Origin of the sequence: Bartonella sp. OT172YNZD, assembly GCF_042193725.1 — a bacterium.
In the GTDB taxonomy this organism is placed as follows: domain Bacteria; phylum Pseudomonadota; class Alphaproteobacteria; order Rhizobiales; family Rhizobiaceae; genus Bartonella; species Bartonella grahamii_A.
Genome location: NZ_JBHILZ010000012.1, coordinates 34,757 through 51,362, shown reverse-complemented (window position 1 = coordinate 51,362; position 16,606 = coordinate 34,757). Strand labels below are relative to the sequence as shown.

Annotated in this window: 15 protein-coding genes and 1 pseudogene; 8 read left to right on the top strand and 8 right to left on the bottom strand. The window is 39.3% G+C overall.

What is annotated here, in order from left to right:
* Position 1 precedes the first annotated feature (1 nt).
* The gene (locus tag ACFIJS_RS06660) at positions 2-970 is read left to right on the top strand and encodes a tyrosine recombinase XerC (RefSeq protein ID WP_375650779.1); all 969 of its coding nucleotides are present in this window, start codon (positions 2-4) and stop codon (positions 968-970) included.
* A gap of 19 nt (positions 971-989) precedes the next feature.
* Here the strand turns inward: ACFIJS_RS06660 and ACFIJS_RS06655 are convergent, their stop codons facing one another.
* Positions 990-1,262, bottom strand: coding sequence for a BolA family protein (locus tag ACFIJS_RS06655; RefSeq protein ID WP_375650778.1), 273 nt, complete (start codon positions 1,260-1,262; stop codon positions 990-992).
* Between the two features lie 124 nt (positions 1,263-1,386).
* Here ACFIJS_RS06655 and ACFIJS_RS06650 point away from each other — a divergent pair, with 124 nt between their 5' ends.
* The 3 genes from ACFIJS_RS06650 (at position 1,387) to cobT (ending at position 5,099) form a co-directional block, all read left to right on the top strand.
* Positions 1,387-2,007 (top strand): J domain-containing protein, encoded by a 621-nt coding sequence (locus ACFIJS_RS06650; RefSeq protein WP_375650776.1) that lies wholly within the window; start codon positions 1,387-1,389, stop codon positions 2,005-2,007.
* 201 nt (positions 2,008-2,208) lie between these two features.
* Positions 2,209-3,189 (top strand): cobaltochelatase subunit CobS, encoded by a 981-nt coding sequence (gene cobS / locus ACFIJS_RS06645; protein ID WP_375650775.1) that lies wholly within the window; start codon positions 2,209-2,211, stop codon positions 3,187-3,189.
* 14 nt (positions 3,190-3,203) lie between these two features.
* A complete protein-coding gene (cobT, locus tag ACFIJS_RS06640; RefSeq protein WP_375650774.1) occupies positions 3,204-5,099 on the top strand; it encodes a cobaltochelatase subunit CobT in 1,896 nt (631 codons plus the stop codon).
* Between the two features lie 187 nt (positions 5,100-5,286).
* Here cobT and ACFIJS_RS06635 read toward each other — a convergent pair whose 3' ends face one another.
* Both ACFIJS_RS06635 and rpmB read right to left on the bottom strand, forming a co-directional pair.
* Positions 5,287-5,970 (bottom strand): VUT family protein, encoded by a 684-nt coding sequence (locus ACFIJS_RS06635; RefSeq protein ID WP_375650772.1) that lies wholly within the window; start codon positions 5,968-5,970, stop codon positions 5,287-5,289.
* A gap of 119 nt (positions 5,971-6,089) precedes the next feature.
* The gene (rpmB, locus tag ACFIJS_RS06630; protein WP_375650771.1) at positions 6,090-6,407 is read right to left on the bottom strand and encodes a 50S ribosomal protein L28; all 318 of its coding nucleotides are present in this window, start codon (positions 6,405-6,407) and stop codon (positions 6,090-6,092) included.
* Between the two features lie 297 nt (positions 6,408-6,704).
* Here rpmB and ACFIJS_RS06625 point away from each other — a divergent pair.
* The 3 genes and pseudogenes from ACFIJS_RS06625 to ACFIJS_RS06615 all read left to right on the top strand — a co-directional run bounded on the left by ACFIJS_RS06625 (position 6,705) and on the right by ACFIJS_RS06615 (position 10,325).
* A pseudogene (locus ACFIJS_RS06625) lies at positions 6,705-7,489 on the top strand (SURF1 family protein).
* A gap of 715 nt (positions 7,490-8,204) precedes the next feature.
* On the top strand, positions 8,205-9,824 hold the full coding sequence (gene purH / locus ACFIJS_RS06620; RefSeq protein WP_375650770.1) for a bifunctional phosphoribosylaminoimidazolecarboxamide formyltransferase/IMP cyclohydrolase: 1,620 nt from the start codon (positions 8,205-8,207) through the stop codon (positions 9,822-9,824).
* A gap of 348 nt (positions 9,825-10,172) precedes the next feature.
* Entirely contained in the window at positions 10,173-10,325 is a 153-nt protein-coding gene (locus ACFIJS_RS06615; RefSeq protein ID WP_375650768.1) for a DUF1127 domain-containing protein, read from the top strand.
* Between the two features lie 844 nt (positions 10,326-11,169).
* On the opposite strand, the gene ACFIJS_RS06610 is transcribed toward ACFIJS_RS06615, so the two are convergent.
* The 3 genes from ACFIJS_RS06610 to htpX all read right to left on the bottom strand — a co-directional run bounded on the left by ACFIJS_RS06610 (position 11,170) and on the right by htpX (position 15,438).
* Positions 11,170-12,915 (bottom strand): heparinase II/III family protein, encoded by a 1,746-nt coding sequence (locus ACFIJS_RS06610; RefSeq protein WP_375650767.1) that lies wholly within the window; start codon positions 12,913-12,915, stop codon positions 11,170-11,172.
* Positions 12,916-12,979: 64 nt separating this feature from the next.
* A complete protein-coding gene (locus ACFIJS_RS06605; protein WP_375650765.1) occupies positions 12,980-14,344 on the bottom strand; it encodes an RsmB/NOP family class I SAM-dependent RNA methyltransferase in 1,365 nt (454 codons plus the stop codon).
* A 47-nt stretch (positions 14,345-14,391) separates the two neighbouring features.
* Positions 14,392-15,438, bottom strand: coding sequence for a zinc metalloprotease HtpX (gene htpX / locus ACFIJS_RS06600; protein ID WP_375650764.1), 1,047 nt, complete (start codon positions 15,436-15,438; stop codon positions 14,392-14,394).
* A gap of 83 nt (positions 15,439-15,521) precedes the next feature.
* Here htpX and ACFIJS_RS06595 point away from each other — a divergent pair, with 83 nt between their 5' ends.
* Positions 15,522-15,737 carry a DUF1674 domain-containing protein gene (locus ACFIJS_RS06595; RefSeq protein ID WP_375650763.1) on the top strand — a complete coding sequence of 72 codons (216 nt, stop codon included), beginning with the start codon at positions 15,522-15,524 and terminating at the stop codon, positions 15,735-15,737.
* 135 nt (positions 15,738-15,872) lie between these two features.
* Here ACFIJS_RS06595 and rpsP read toward each other — a convergent pair whose 3' ends face one another.
* On the bottom strand, positions 15,873-16,247 hold the full coding sequence (gene rpsP, locus ACFIJS_RS06590) for a 30S ribosomal protein S16 (protein WP_375650762.1): 375 nt from the start codon (positions 16,245-16,247) through the stop codon (positions 15,873-15,875).
* A 16-nt stretch (positions 16,248-16,263) separates the two neighbouring features.
* Complete coding sequence (locus tag ACFIJS_RS06585; RefSeq protein WP_375650797.1) at positions 16,264-16,593, bottom strand: chorismate mutase; 330 nt, start codon at positions 16,591-16,593, stop codon at positions 16,264-16,266.
* Positions 16,594-16,606 lie beyond the last annotated feature (13 nt).

The following is a 16,606-nucleotide window of genomic DNA, read 5'->3' as shown; positions in this document are numbered from 1 at the left end:
AATGCCTATTAAAAACGACAAGAGAAAAGATAAAAATATTCCTCTCATTCCAGCAGACCATGCAATTTTAAACGCAAGGAAAAATTGGTTAGAGTGTCTCATCCAAACACGTCGTATGTCGGCACAAACAGTGCAAGCCTATGAACGTGATACGCGGCAATTTTTGTCTTTTCTCTGTCAACACTTAAGCCATACACCAACCCTTACAGATCTCGCTCATTTACGCATTAGTGACTTGCGTGCTTATCTTGCTTATCGGCGTACAAACAATATAAGTGCTCGCTCTTTAAGCCGCGGAGTGGCAGGTATACGTTCTTTTTTCAAGTACCTATCACGCGAAGGAACCGTCAATGTTCCCGCGGCTCAACTTATCCGAAGCCCCAAACACCCAAAATCGCTTCCAAAACCTTTAGCGATCAAATCAGCACTTCACATAGTCAAACAAGAAAACCAGCTAGAAAATGAACCTTGGATTAGCGCTCGTAATGCGGCTGTTCTCATGCTTCTCTATGGCTGTGGAATGCGAATATCAGAAGCCTTAAGCCTCACACCAGAACAATTTTCGGATTCTGAAAAAACAAGTTTATTTATAACAGGGAAAGGCGGCAAAACACGCCTTGTTCCTATCATCAAAATTGTTTACGAAGCTGTACAAAATTATCTCAAATGTTGCCCATATCCTTTAGTGGATAACCAACCCATATTTCGCGGAGCACGAGGCGGTCCCCTGCAGCCCGCCATTATTCAGAAAACTGTACGCAACTTACGAGCAAGCCTTGGTTTACCAGAAACTGCAACGCCTCACACACTGCGCCATTCTTTTGCCACCCATCTTTTATCACGGGGAGGAGATTTACGCACGATTCAAGAACTTCTTGGGCACGCTAGCCTTTCGACCACACAAATCTATACCCATGTCGATACAGACCATTTGTTAAAAATTTATCAAAAGGCCCATCCCCGTTCCTAAAAACGTCTCATCAAAAAAATTAGAGTGTTTCAACCTCAAGTGCCAAAGCATGGACACAAGTAGCTAACTCTTCTTGTAAAGCTTTATAAATCGCTCGATGTATTTCTAGGCGTGTCATATTGGAAAAAGAAGAAGATAAAATTTTCACTCGAAAATGTGTTTCTCCTTTACCATCAAAAGCATGTTCATTATGAGGATGCCCCTCATGAAGATGACTTTCGTTAATCACTTCAAGCTTTTGCGGATGAAAAGCATCCTGAAGCTTTCTCTTGATTATTGTTTCTATAAACATTTTTCATTCCTCAAACAAAATGAACGTGCAAAAATACACCTTTTTCATAATAAAATAAGTGTGAAAACAAATTTTTCAAAAGTCAATTCTTGTAAAATTAATCAATTTTGCATAAACCAAGAACATGACAATAACATCTAAATTATTCGATTCAATTCGCATAAGCTCAAATAAAAAACAAAAAGCTGAGCCAGAAGCGCAACAGTGTCAGTGGGAAGGTTGTGAAAAAACAGGCTCCCATAAAGCACCAGCAGGTCGAAATCACGAAGGACAATATTTATATTTTTGTATTGAACACGTACGCGCATATAATAAAAATTTTAATTACTTCTCTGGTCTTAGCAATAAAGATATCGCAAAATTTCAAAAGGATGCTCTCACAGGACATCGTCCGACATGGCCTACAGATCTGAGCAATGGTACATCGAAAAAAACAGCTGCTAATTATGCAAAGATTCGCTCTGGAACAGCTGCCTATCAAAATCGCATGCGCGATCCCTTCACGCTTTTTACTGAGCGGCATTCAAGCAATAATTTCTCAAGAAAATTAAAGCCCTTAGAAGCAAAAGCTTTTGATACACTGGAACTACATGCAAACGCTTCAGCAGAAGACATCAAAATGAAATATAAAGAGTTGGTAAAAAAGCACCATCCTGATTCCAATGGTGGTAATCGTGCTTCAGAAGAGCGCTTTCGTGATGTTTTAAATGCTTATAATTTGCTAAAAAAGTCTGGTTTGTGCTAAAAGCACGGGCTTATATGAGTCTATTTTCATTTAAACCATCATTATTTGCGTAAGATATTATTTTTTTTGCAAAACATTATAGAATACGTAAAAAATCTTCCTTCGTATCTAAGGCTCTCGTTATAGAGCATTGCATAAATGCTCTAACTCTTGTATCGTTTTCTAATGAATAAATAGTGTCCTCTCCCTTCCAAAAACACAATGACAAATCTTACCGTTGAAAATTTGCCCGATATTACACTTTGTGCTCGCGATCTATTTCATATTAAAACAGATATGGAAATCCCTGCTTTTAGCACAAAAAGTTCCCATGTTCCTGATATCGATCCTGATTACCTTTTTGATCAACAAACAACTTTAGCGATTCTCGCAGGTTTTACCTTTAACCGTCGTGTAATGGTTTCTGGCTATCACGGTACAGGGAAATCAACGCATATTGAACAAGTTGCTGCACGTCTCAACTGGCCTTGTCTTCGCATTAATCTTGATAGTCATGTAAGTCGTATCGATCTTGTAGGAAAAGACGCTATCGTTTTAAAAGATGGCTTACAAATCACTGAATTTAAAGAAGGCATTTTGCCATGGGCTTATCAAAATAATATTGCTCTTGTTTTTGACGAATATGACGCGGGACGTCCCGATGTTATGTTTGTCATCCAACGCGTTCTTGAAACCTCTGGAAAACTAAGCTTACTTGATCAAAGCCGTGTCATCTCTCCACATCCAGCCTTTCGTCTTTTTGCAACAGCAAACACCATTGGTCTTGGTGATACAACCGGTCTCTATCATGGTACCCAACAGATCAATCAAGCTCAAATGGACCGCTGGTCTATTGTTACGATACTCAATTATTTACCCCATGATAAAGAGGTTAATATTATTTGTTCGAAGGTCAAATCTTTTCAAACGGCTGAAGGAAAAAAGACAATTTCACAAATGGTTCATGTTGCTGATATGGTACGCCAATCTTTTATCAATGGAGATCTTTCAACTGTAATGAGTCCACGTACCGTCATTACTTGGGCAGAAAATACAACAATTTTTCAAGATGTCGGCTTTGCCTTTCGATTAACCTTTCTCAATAAATGTGATGAACTCGAACGAGCCACTGTTGCAGAATTTTATCAACGCGCCTTTGGACAAGAGCTTCCCGAATCACTCATTCATGGTGTTTCGCCTTAAGGAATCTGTCACTCATGGCTACCTATATTGGCGACAACAACAATCCGGCAAAGAACTCTTCCAATAACACTCTTAATGCTGAAGCTTTTAAAAAAGCACTTTCCACCTGTATGCGTGCAATTGCAGGCGCAAACAACCTTGAAGTTTCCTTTAGTCATAACCGACCATCTTTAAGCGAAAGTTGTGCGCGTTTACCAGAATTACCTCAATACGCAACGAATAAAGACATCACCATTACCCGCGGATTAGGTGATTCCATGGCTCTGCGCAAAGCATGGCATGATAACCGCATTCACATGCAATTTTCTCCATTAGAATCAGAAGCACGTGCTGTCTTTGATGCCCTCGAACAAACACGTGTTGAAGCAATTGGCACTTTAGCCATGGAGGGGCTTGCAAAAAATCTTGATATCATGCTCGCCGATAAATACAAAAGAGCCCATTATCATAAAATTAGCAACCAAAGTGAAGCCCCCATCCAAGAAGCGATTGCACTTTTATTGCGTGAAAAAATAACAAAGCGCAAAGCTCCGAGAGAAGCAGGTCCTGTCTTAGAATTGTGGCGTCAAGAACTCGAACAAAAAGCAGCAGCAGAACTCAATGAGCTCACACATCATATTTACAACCAACAAGCTTTTGCACATATTGTTCGCAAAATGCTTGCTACACTCAAAATGACAGTGCAACAAGCTAAAGCTTCTAACAGTGAAAACAATAAAAAATTAAAAAACGAATGTGAACCTCAAGACCAAGCAGAAGAAGAGAGTAAAAACAAAAAACACACTCAAAGTGAAGAACAAACCAACACTGAACAAGAAAGTAATGTGCAAGACGACGGAAAAACACAAGCGTCACAATCAAACAACAATGATCAAGCTGATGGCGAGCAAAAAAATGGACCTTGGCAAGAAAAGCCGAGCAGACCTAAACGCCTTTTTTCCGATTCGGAACAAATGGAAAGACTTGGCAATTATAAAATCTTCACCCGTCAATTTGATGAAATTTTGGAAGCAACAGATTTTTGTTCTGAAAACGAGTTAGATCACCTACGCCGTTATCTTGATAAACAAATCAATCATCTTCAAAACATCGTTGGACGTTTAGCAAACCGTCTCCAGCGCCGCTTGATGGCACAACAAAATCGCAACTGGAACTTTGACCTTGAAGAAGGATATCTTGATACAGCACGGCTTCCACGTCTAATTATTGACCCCATGCAACCCCTTTCTTTTAAAATGGAAAGTAACACCCAATTTCGGGACACAGTTGTTTCACTTCTCATTGATAATTCTGGCTCAATGCGCGGACGCCCCATTAGCATTGCCGCAAGTTGTGCTGATATTTTGGCACAAACTCTTGAACGTTGTGGTGTCAAAGTTGAAATTTTAGGTTTTACCACTAAAACTTGGAAAGGAGGAAAATCACGCGAACAATGGCTTACCCAAAACAAACCCCATAATCCTGGACGCCTTAATGATTTGTGTCATATCATCTATAAAAGTGCTGATACCCCATGGCGTCGCGCACGACGCAATTTAGGTTTAATGATGCAAGAAGGATTATTAAAAGAAAATATTGACGGAGAAGCTTTAATTTGGGCTCATCAACGCCTTTTATCGCGGCGTGAACAACGTCGCATCCTCATGGTCATTTCTGATGGTGCTCCTGTTGATGATTCGACACTATCGGTCAACTCCAGCAATTATCTAGAAAAACATTTACGCGCAGTGATTCAAGAAATTCAAACACATTCCCCTATCGAACTCATTGCCATTGGAATTGGTCATGACGTCACACGTTATTATCAGCGTGCTGTAACAATTATGAATGCTGAAGAACTCGCTGACGCCATAACAAAACAATTAGAAATACTTTTTAGTGATAAAACGCCTCATATTCATAAGAAATAAACCTGCCTTGAATCAGCAACAGTTACATTTTAAAAAATTATCTCTATCATTAAACCATCGGAATTTGATGACTAACAATCTGAGAAGATAATCCCACAAATTGAATTTTGAATCCACTCAAATTCTGCCCTTAGAAGACATAACGCACAACCTTCTCTTCTTTAGTAAAACAAAAAGACAAAGATCATTATTTGTGACAAATAAAAGAAGAAGCATCCTTTGCATGACTTTGATAAAGAGGAAGCTTCACAATATTAAGAATTGTTCCATAAGGAATCAACATAAACAGGCTCATAACAATTTTTACCGAAAAATCGCCAAAAGCAAGTGAAAGCCAAACTGGTATGTCTACCCCTCCCAAAACAGTACTCTCCACCAGTGAACTATCAGCATAGCCTGTTATCTTATCAAGAACAGCAAAAGAGCTAGAAAAAGCAAGAGCAAAAAACAGCACTGTATCCAAAGCCGAACCAACAAACGCTGCTGCTAAAGGTGCTTTCCACCATGTTTTATGTCGCAAAGGAGTAAAAACAACAATATCAAGGAGTTGCCCAAATAAAAATGCAAAACTAGAAGCAAGTGCAAGCCGTGGTGTCGCTAATATCCAAGAAACAAAGACCCCCGCAAAAAAACCAGCATAAACCACACGCCGCGCAGCAGATGGACCATAAAAACGATTGGTCAAATCATTGATCAGAAAAGCAAATGGATAGGTAAAAGCCCCATAAGTCAACAGATCATTCAAATCAAACCAGTAGACAGGATATTGAACAAAAATATTAGAAGCAGTAACAGCAAGGCACATTGCTAAAATAGAAAAAACAATATATCTTTTCTTTTGCTGTTCTCGTAAAGGACTGCTTGAGAGCATTTTTTTAACCTAGGATACGGAAACAATAAAATAAAATGATCAATCTGCAAAAAACTTAACTTCTAGAACAGAAAACCGAAATCAAAGCGTCAATAAACCAAAAAGAATGGCGCTAACAATTACGCTGCTTGTTCAGCCTTTTGCTCACCTTCTTGCTCAGCTTTTTTCTTAATGATTTGACGTTTTAGCAAACGCGCACGTTGCGACAACTCTTTATCGACTGCTTTGACCAAAAAACCATCAAGGCCACCACGATGCTCAACAGAACGCAAAGCACTTGCTGAAATGCGCAAGCGATAACTTTGCTGTAACACTTCTGAAATCAATGTCACATTGCAAAGATTTGGTAAAAAACGACGCCGAGTCTTATTATTTGCATGGCTAACATTATTACCATACAGAACCGTTTTCCCTGTCAATTCACATGCACGAGACATAAACTCCACCCTTAAACTCTAAGAAACTTTCAAATCCCCATACCCAAAGGACACAATGAACGCAAAACACGCACAATGCAACCTTGAACAGGCATCATTGGGAAGTTTCTTTCTAATAGGGGGTCGACAACAAAAGGTCAAGTCTTTTATAAAACCTTTTTCATCTCTCGCTGACCCATTTTTCATCTTTTTCTTCAATAAGGCGTGCAAATTCTGCTAAAAAGCGTACAAAATGTTTTTTTTTAATACATACCATGTTAGAATAAAAGCTTATTGTCCCGAAAGGAAGCATAAATCATGAGCAAAAAAGAGCCCCCCATGACAAAGCTTCAAGGAAATTCTTGCTGTTTTTCTTCTTTTTTATTTGGAACTTTATGTATTTGTTTTTTTCTTCTCTTCAGCGCATTAAGTATATGGCAAGTACAACGGTTAAACTGGAAAACAAATCTTATCACCAGTGCCAATCAACGCATTCATTTGCCCCCCATAAAAGCTCCCTCAAAAAATCAATGGTCAGATGTTACTTTTGAAAAATATGAATATCAACCTGTTGTTATCACAGGAAAATTTTTAACAGATAAAAATATTTTAGTCACTGCTGCCGCTCAAAATACTACAGGCTATTGGGTTTTGACTCCTTTACAGACTGCTGATAATACACTGATCTTTATCAACCGTGGCTTTATCCCCATGGATGAACGTAACAATTTTCAAAACTCAGAGCAATCGCATACAAACGCCTCATCTCAGCGAAATTCTACCACAGACACAGAACAAACAACGATTATCGGTTTATTACGCATGAGTGAAAAAAATGGATTTTTCCCGCGTAAAAATAATCCTGACAAAAATTTATGGTATACGCGCGATCTCCCCGCTATGGCACAAAAACTTGGTTTGTCCACTGTTGCCCCTTATTTCATTGATGCCAGAAAAACATCTCCACAAGCAAACCTTCCCGTCGTTGGTCTTACGATTGTACATTTTCGAAATAATCATCTCATTTATGCAATAACGTGGTTTATTTTAGCTGCTGGTGTGTTAGGGGCTTTTTTCTTTTTCTGCTACGGCAAAAAAACTAAAAAATACCTCTTCGATCTCAAGTAACAAAAATTTTTAGAATCTTGAAAACTGATAAAGAGAATAAAAGCTACCGACTTGCGCTTTTGTTAAATAAAGATCATAGGCATACAATGAACTTTATACTATCCACAAAAGGTTTACGCGATACTCTTCAAAAAAATCATTATAAAACGAGGGTTAATTCATTAAAAATGTAATGCACAAAAATGTGAAGCAATGTATTATCTCCACTCTTAAAAAATTCACTCTAAAAAAACATTGTCATAAACGCTTTTGAAAAACATAAAGCCAAATTTAAAAATGATCGGAAAGATAGGCACTCATTTTTGCCTTTATAATTTTATATTCTTTCTTGCTTTATTAGGTTTTTTCCCATTTCAGAAATTACTCCATACGCAATACTTTCGCCTTAATCTAGTATAAAAGCTAATATAGCAAAGAACATACGGAGGCGTTTTTTGTTTCAAAACTGCTATGAAAATGAGATGTTGAGTTATAAGCAACAAAAAAACATTTAATGTCTCAATGAGACTTTTATACCTATCTCCACACCTCAAATGAGAGTGTTTTTACAAAATAATAGAAAAAGGTGAGTCATCCTATATTCTAAAAAGACAGTTTATCCTTTCAGTGTATTTTGCTAAAGGCTTATGCTATAAATGTATAAGCTTGTTTTACTAGAATTTTAACTCTTTCATTTTTAAGGCTTCTGTTATGAGTGTTGTAGCCAAAAATTTTCCCATACCTGATCTTCATCGGGTTCGTCGTGTTCTCTTTTCTGTGTCTGATAAAACGGGTGTGGTTGCTTTTGCACAAGCCCTTCACGCTACTTACAATGTTGAATTAATTTCAACAGGAGGAACAGCCAAAACCCTCATAGCGGCTGGTTTACCGGTAAAAGATGTTGCTGAAGTTACCGGATTTCCTGAGATAATGGATGGACGTGTAAAAACACTCCATCCTTTAATTCATGGTGCTTTGTTAGGGGTAAGAGAAGATCCTAGCCATAGGGAAGCTATGGAAAAGAACAGCATTCATGGAATTGATCTTTTGGTGGTGAATCTTTATCCTTTTGAAGAGACGATCCTATCGGGAGCCGATAGGCAAACGATTCTTGAAAATATTGATATCGGTGGACCGGCGATGATTCGCGCCGCAGCGAAAAATTATGTTTATACTGGTGTTGTAACAGCAATAAAAGATTATGATTCGATTCTAGCTGAATTAAAGCAGCATAATGGATGTTTAAGCTTATCTATGCGTCGTCAGCTAGCAATGCATGCTTACGCACACACCGCTGCTTATGATACGGCAATAGCATCGTGGTTTGCACAGGATCTAAAAATTGAAATTCCATCATGGCAGAGTTTTTCTGGTCATCTTGAGAGTGTTATGCGCTATGGGGAAAATCCACATCAACAAGCAGCATTTTATCGTAATAATGAAAAACGTTTTGGTATTGCAACAGCAAAACTTTTACAAGGCAAAGCGCTTTCTTATAACAATCTGAATGATACAGATGCAGCTTTTGAGCTTGTGGCAGAATTTGATCCGCAAAAAACCGCTGCTGTCGCTCTTATTAAACATGCCAATCCTTGTGGTGTTGCGGAAGGAGAAAATTTGAAAGAAGCTTATTTGAAGGCTCTTATATGTGATAATGTATCGGCATTTGGTGGAGTTGTTGCTTTAAATCAAACCCTTGATGAGGAATGTGCTGAAGAGATTGTTAAAATTTTCACAGAAGTGATTATTGCTCCTGATGCCACAATGGCGGCACGTGAAATTATTGCCAAGAAAAAAAATCTTCGTTTGCTCATTACAGGTGGAGTTCCTGATCCACGCTGTGGAGGATTTCTTGCGAAAACACTTGCAGGAGGTATTTTAGTGCAATCACGTGATAACGTGGTGGTTGATGATCTTAAATTGCAAGTAGTGACAAAGCGGGCACCAACTCAAGATGAAATGCGTGATCTTCAATTTGCTTTTCGTGTAGCAAAACACGTTAAATCAAATGCTATTGTGTATGCAAAAAATAGCGCAACAGTCGGAATTGGAGCCGGACAAATGAGCCGCATCGATTCAGCAAAAATTGCTGCAAGTAAAGCAGCAGAAAGTGCGCAAAGAGCAGGCTTAACAGAAACTCCCACAAAAGGATCGGTTGTTGCATCAGATGCATTTTTTCCTTTTGCAGATGGTTTATTAGCAGCAGCTGAAGCAGGGGCAACAGCAGTTATTCAACCAGGAGGCTCCATGCGTGATGAAGAAGTTATCACTGCTGCTGATGCGCAGGGTTTAGCAATGGTTTTTACAAGAACACGACACTTCCGCCATTAATAATTTTGCTGATTCCCTCTATTATATGAGACAAATGTTTCAAGAAATTTTTTATAATCATCGTATGACTATTGATAACCGTTGAAATGGAAGCAGTTATTCAATCCAGAGAATCTACACGTGAAGAAGTTTATCACCGCAGAAAATGCACATAATTTAGCCATTGTTTATAGATAAATACTGTTTTTATTAACATTTTAATGGTTGCGCTTTCATATGAGAAAAAGGTTAGAGGGGTATTATCTTGTATATAGGTGCATACCTGTTATGCTATTATAGCACAACTCTTTTTAGTAATATGCTCTATTTTTAAACCAAAGAGTGTAATAAAGAGTTTGAGTAGAGGATATGAATATTCTACGTTTTTATAGTAATTGGCGCCGTTATCGTCGAACCGTTAATGCGTTAAGTTGTCTTTCAACATATGAACTCAGTGATCTTGGAATTTGTCGAGGTAATATTGATTCGATTGCACGACGTTATTCGCGTAAATCTTTATAAAAGTTGTTTGGGATATTTGAGAGAATGCTTTGCTATGAAAAAACACGCATTTTATGGGTTGTTATTATAACTTCATTTTTAGTATAGTAACAAAGAGTATAAGAGTCGTTTTTCTCGGCCAGTGCTATGTATTGTTTCTCGAATTTTCAGTGCTTCTATGGTGTACAACATTTGATTTATAATGATAATTTAGCGTTATTCATATTGAATTAGAACCCCGAATACCGTAAGATTCTCCCATTTCAAATCAAGGCTAAAAATGCCTCTTATGAACCATCTCTAGTGCCAAAAGCTGTTACAAACATTAGGCACTGATAAATAGTGTGATAGTGCTGAATTACTCCTTCATAAGCATAAAGATGGGAGTGCTTAATGGATTTACCGTTATACCCATCACGGGCACCATCGCTAAATAGGCTTGGAAATGCTAGGAGACTTTTCTTTAAAATAAGTCCGTGAATATGCAATACAATAGCGCTCTGTTTTTCGTAAAGAGCGTAACCCTATTAATGCAACTCTCTCAGAGAGAAATATTGATCCCAATAGAACTCGTAAGAACTTTCGAAGATAAGTAATAACTTAATTTCTCTTCACATCTTTAAAAGATGAAGATCCTTAACAAGTATTCATCTGTCAACAATGGTCTGTCAAAAACCCTTTTTTTCTAGAGCCAATCCTTCTCAGCATCACCTTATGAGATTCTATGAGCAAACCTTGCCTAAAAACATCCAACCTATACTCTAACAAAATGCTTCATGTATAAAATTTATATATTCTTCAAATTTTGAGAATATTACCACAATAAACGATGATGTTTTGCGACACGAAGATAAAACGCAATATACTATGAGTTGGAACAATGTTCTAATTTTTTATCAAACGCTTTACGGATAAAACGCCAACGAACTTTTTCCTGAAATGCAGGGCGAAAATATAAAACAATCTGTTGTGTCCGTTGTGGACCTGTTAATTCTGCAAAATCAATTGAATCTTCAAGACAAATATCTGCGTCAGGCGATATAAAATACCATACTTGTTGGCTCTTCACGTTCTCGTTCTTTATGGCTAAACACACACGTTTGCCATCATAGTTAACTTCAACTTGTGGATGAAGATGAAACCGAACAGCAACATGATCTTGTTCATTTTGCACACTCTTGTGTCTCTTTCCCCCTTTATTTGGCATAAAAAAGCGATCAAAACCCTCGATCATATCTCCATTTGTCGCCAAAATAAGACCACGCTCATGAATAAGATTAAAGGGTCGCACATAACCATTATGACTCGCAATAAAACCCATCTTCTCTGAATCCTCTATACGGCGCACTTGAACATCCGTTGGTCCATCAAACAAAAATGGCACGCCATTTTTCTTTTTCTGATAAAAAACGCCCACTGAACAATCATTAAGCGTAGCTGTTGAATGCGCTGCAGTAACACGCCCTAGCTGTCGATAATCTTCCCGCCCATCAGGATTAACGCCGGTATTGATAATAAAACGGTGCCCTTGTGAAGACATTTCAAAAGACAAACACCCCGAACAAGCCTGCTGTGCTACAGAGCGGGGTGGAAACTTTCCTGTATCTGCAAGCACTGTTGTTTGATTGGCTTTGAAGCGCTGAAATCCTGAATAACGGGCATAACTAAAAGGATGCCCTCCTGTTTCATCAAGTTCTAAAAGTGACGATAACCGTTCCGACATAAGGGGACCAACCCCATTAAAATGTGCCAACGTTTGATCCTCATGGATAAAGAATCGTAAAGCTGGTAACATACGCTCAACAGAATCAATCAAAATACGTGGTGCTGTTTCATTGCTACGCATAAAAAGATGCCGTAACGACAATAAATCCGATAACAAATTCAGCAAAATAATAGGACTACGGGAAATATGCCCACCATCAACTAAGATTTGACGGGAAAGCTCTTTTATAAGTGCGGTTTGTACCTTTTTTTTCACTGCCGCAGAAACAGGCAAAGCAAGAGATGCGAACGTCAAAGCCGCTGCTGCTTGTAAACGTTGATCATCATGCTCCATACTGCAAATTGTTACGCGCAAATAACGAAATTGCAAACCAAGCGCACGTAAAAAGCGTTTTTCAAACCGCTCACTTGCCCCTTCTAACAACATTTTCGAATGACAAATCCATGAAATCAAGCGCCGCGCCACAACAGGACCACTCCAAGCAAGCCCTTTTACCTTCTTGCCAGCATGGTCAAACCAATCTTCTAAAAGAGAGCGTGCGTGTGCAGAAGCTAAATCACTTCCTGCTGCCTCCATATGACGCAACCAATGAAAATCATGTAGAGCCGCTTCCCATTCTAACGTTGGTGGAATCAATGAAAACGGCGAAACAGCACCAGAATGAACAATGTGACCAGCAAAAGCAAAACGACCATGATAAAATTCATGCGCCATTATAGGATCAGCTACATGAAAATCCATAGGATGCGCTAAAATTTTATGAGGACGAAACCCTGAAAACCGCCAACGAAACAATGGTCCAATCCATAAACGCCGTATAACATTCTGTATCGTATCGATACAGGCTGCCACTTTTACCTGAGAAGCTTTTACCGCAACCGCCAAAATTTCATCTCCATTTATGCTGAATCAAATACAATTTCGACCATTTTTGTAAATGAAGCGTTAATTAAGCAATTTTTCGTAAGCGCGCAGCGAAAAAACCATCCATTCCTAAAAATGCGGTTTTCCCAACATCACAATTTTTATGACAAAAATCCGCAGGCGTTGTCCGTAACATCCCCCCACAAAGCAAATGTGCCAGTGCTCCCATTTCCTCTGGATAAATAGGTTCTAAAACAATGTCATTGCGTATTGATAAAATTTTCTCAATAAGATCTTCACCTTCTTCTCTTGCCAATGAACAATTGGAAAAAACAATCCGCCCCCCCACCTTTACCAAAGAAATTGCTGCGACAAGCAAATCATATTGCAACGCCGCTAACTTGACGATATCACCCCTCGATTTCGTCCATAAAATATCTGGATGACGACGGATAGTTCCAGTAGAAGAACAAGGAGCATCAAGAAGAACCGCATCAAAAAATTGTGCGGGATGGAAATTTCTCACATCGCCCTGCCAAATGTGAACTGAAAAATGAAGCCGTTCCATATTTTCTTTTAAACGCTTTACGCGGTTAGCAGAAAGCTCAATTGCTGTCACCTGTGCCCCTTGCAAAGCCAATTGTGCTGTTTTCCCCCCAGGGCTCGCACAAAGGTCAGCAACTCGTTTACCCCGAAGTTTTCCTAGTAAACAAGCAGGCAACGCTGCAGCGAAATCTTGAACCCACCAAGTTCCTTCACTATAACCTAGTAAATCAGAAACAGAACACTCCAGGCGATTCAATCGAACAGAACCATTGGGCAATACTACACCGCCAAGCCTTTTAGCCCATCCAACACTGTCAGATTTCACTGTCAAATCGAAAGGGGGTTCCACACTTTGAATTGCTATAATCTGATGCGCCTTTTCTGTTCCATAAGCTGACATTAAAAGCTGTCCAAACCACGCTGGCACACCTTCAATAGTAGGAACTTGTTGGCGTAAAGGCATCGCCTCACGTGCAATATTGCGCAAAAGAGCATTTACCACCCCTGAAAAACGGCGCATTCGAGGGTCAAGTTTCCCCACACGCACAGCTAAATCAATAGCCGCATGATCGGGAATATCAAGATAAAGAATTTGTGCAACACTGATATGCAAAAGATGCTGGAGTGAAAGTGCTTGTGGAGGCAAAGGACGCACCAAAAAGCGTGAAAGAGCTGCCGTAATCTGCCCTCGATGACGCAATGAAGCTGTTAAAATAGCCCGACATAATAAACGATCCCGTTGTGAAAGCTTTAAATATTGTGGATGTCCGTGTTCATTATCCGTCAAACCAGACAGAGGCGTGCGCTTATCAACTACCGCCCCCAAAAGACGCACACACACCTGCCGAACAACTAATCCTGGAACATTTTTTTCAGACACATGCCCCGCTTTTTTGTGTTTCAAAACACCACCTTTATATCACTGTTTCCTTAAAAACTCCCTCAATAACTCTATGAACGAGATCTTTTTGAATTTTCATAACGAAGCCAAGAAGGACGTTTTGTAACACGCTGAAAAGGACTGTTTTCTTGCTCACCTAATGCATGAGCTTGACCACTATAAAAATCTCCATAGTTTATCCCGCTGCTTTTTTCATGTATACTTTCTTCTTTATTCCATCCCACACTTTTGGCAAGAGTTCCTTTCATTTCTTCTGCTTGCTGATAAAGAGCAGCAATACGATTTGCAGTTGCTGGATGTGTAGAAAAAAGACTATCCGCTCCCTCACCGCTCAAAGGATTAATAATAAACAGATGCGCAGTTGCTGGATTATGCTCTGCTTCTTCATTATATACCCCACGTCCCCCGTCAGCAATCTTACGCAATGCCGAAGCCAACCATAAAGGATTACCACATATTTCAGCCCCTCTCCGATCCGCAGCATATTCCCGCGTACGACTAATCGCCATTTGCACCAACATCGCCGCAAAAGGTGCCACGAGCAATGCAATAAATCCTCCAATTGCCCCAGCGCCATGAGAATCTTCTGAAGAGTTGCGCTGCCCTCCCATAAAGAAAGCAAAATTACCAAGCATTGAAATTGCCCCTGCAATCGTTGCGGTTAGAGTCATTGTTAACGTATCCCGATGCTCAATATGTGCGAGCTCATGCGCCATAACGCCGGCAATTTCCTCAGCACTTAACCGCTCTAACAACCCAGCACTTGCAGCAACAGCTGCATTTTGCGGATTACGTCCCGTCGCAAAAGCATTTGGCTGTGCATTCTCAATAACATAAACCTTTGGTTGAGGAAGAGAAGCCCTTTTTGCTAAATCGCTTACAATCTTATAATAAACTGGTGCTGAATGCTGATCAACTTCACGCGCCCCGTACATGCGTAAAACGATTTTATCTGAATTCCAATAAGAAAAAAAGTTTAAACCACTGGCCATCAAAAGAGCTATGACCATACCACCGCCCCCTCCAACAAGATAACCAACTCCCATAAAGAGAGCAGTTAAAAAAGCCAAAAGCATAGCTATACGCATTATATTCATTACTCAAAAAACTCCATGATAAAAGTCAATTAATGCTATATGATGGTGTTTTCTTTCTGCTTCTTCAATGGAATAGGTATAAAATGAATAAAAAAGATGAGAAAACAAGCAAAAAAAATGCAATTGTCGTTAAACAGCAATCTCTTTCTCCCGAAGCACAACGCGCCCTTAAAGAAGCTGAAGAAAGGCGAAAAAGCGCAGCAGAAAAAGAACAACCTTTAGAAAATGGTGGACGCGGCGGTAAAGACCCTTCCCGCTATGGAGACTGGGAAATTAAGGGCCGCGCTATTGACTTTTAAAACCATTGATTTTTAAAAAACCAACGCTGTTTAAATAAGCAGCTTTTTAAAAAAATCCGTTTTTGATAAACAAAAACGGATGATATTTATTTTTCTAAAGCTTTTAAAAACACATTGATTAAACAATCATGCTTCTTATGCTGAAACAGATTCTGCTTCAGCCGCTGCCGCGGCTTCTTCTGCCGCTTGCTTTGCTGCTGCTATACGTTCTTGTGCTTTTTTACCCGGTTCACCTTTATGTGGATTATTACGGGTTGGACGCTTTTTCAAGCCAGCTGCATCTAAAAACCGTAAAACGCGATCTGTTGGTTGAGCCCCTTGCCCAAGCCAATATTGGATACGTTCTTCATTAAGTTTTACCCTCGGTCCATCTTTAGGCAACATTGGATCCCATGCACCAACACGTTCAAGAAACCGCCCATCGCGCGGACTACGAACATCTGCAACGACGATATGATAATAAGGACGTTTTTTTGAACCTCCACGGGACAAACGAATTTTCAATGCCATATTTTATCTCCTATTGTCAGCTCTGGCTTTCGTTTAAATTGACTTTTTTTGTCTTTTGCTCTTCAGCAATAATTTCATGATGACGCACAACTTCTTTAATAATAAATTTTAAAAATCTTTCAGCAAAATCAGGATCAAGATGACTATCCATAGCCAATTGCCGCAAACGCGCTACCTGATATTGCTCACGCAGAGGATCTACTTTAGGCAAATCATAACGCGCTTTTAAGCGCCCAACAGCTTTCGTACAACGAAAACGCTCTGCTAAGATATGAATCAAGGTGGCATCAAAATTATCAATAGATGCTCGTAAATGTGCCAATTCGTTTAATACTGTTTCCTGCATCATATTCCTTTCC

Coding starts and splice junctions, on each gene's coding strand:
- ACFIJS_RS06660 (WP_375650779.1), top strand. CDS start 2: ATGCCTATTAAAAACGACAAGAGAAAAGATAAAAATATTCCTCTCATT.
- ACFIJS_RS06655 (WP_375650778.1), bottom strand. CDS start 1,262: ATGTTTATAGAAACAATAATCAAGAGAAAGCTTCAGGATGCTTTTCAT.
- ACFIJS_RS06650 (WP_375650776.1), top strand. CDS start 1,387: ATGACAATAACATCTAAATTATTCGATTCAATTCGCATAAGCTCAAAT.
- cobS (WP_375650775.1), top strand. CDS start 2,209: ATGACAAATCTTACCGTTGAAAATTTGCCCGATATTACACTTTGTGCT.
- cobT (WP_375650774.1), top strand. CDS start 3,204: ATGGCTACCTATATTGGCGACAACAACAATCCGGCAAAGAACTCTTCC.
- ACFIJS_RS06635 (WP_375650772.1), bottom strand. CDS start 5,970: ATGCTCTCAAGCAGTCCTTTACGAGAACAGCAAAAGAAAAGATATATT.
- rpmB (WP_375650771.1), bottom strand. CDS start 6,407: ATGTCTCGTGCATGTGAATTGACAGGGAAAACGGTTCTGTATGGTAAT.
- purH (WP_375650770.1), top strand. CDS start 8,205: ATGAGTGTTGTAGCCAAAAATTTTCCCATACCTGATCTTCATCGGGTT.
- ACFIJS_RS06615 (WP_375650768.1), top strand. CDS start 10,173: ATGAATATTCTACGTTTTTATAGTAATTGGCGCCGTTATCGTCGAACC.
- htpX (WP_375650764.1), bottom strand. CDS start 15,438: ATGAATATAATGCGTATAGCTATGCTTTTGGCTTTTTTAACTGCTCTC.
- ACFIJS_RS06595 (WP_375650763.1), top strand. CDS start 15,522: ATGAATAAAAAAGATGAGAAAACAAGCAAAAAAAATGCAATTGTCGTT.
- rpsP (WP_375650762.1), bottom strand. CDS start 16,247: ATGGCATTGAAAATTCGTTTGTCCCGTGGAGGTTCAAAAAAACGTCCT.
- ACFIJS_RS06585 (WP_375650797.1), bottom strand. CDS start 16,593: ATGCAGGAAACAGTATTAAACGAATTGGCACATTTACGAGCATCTATT.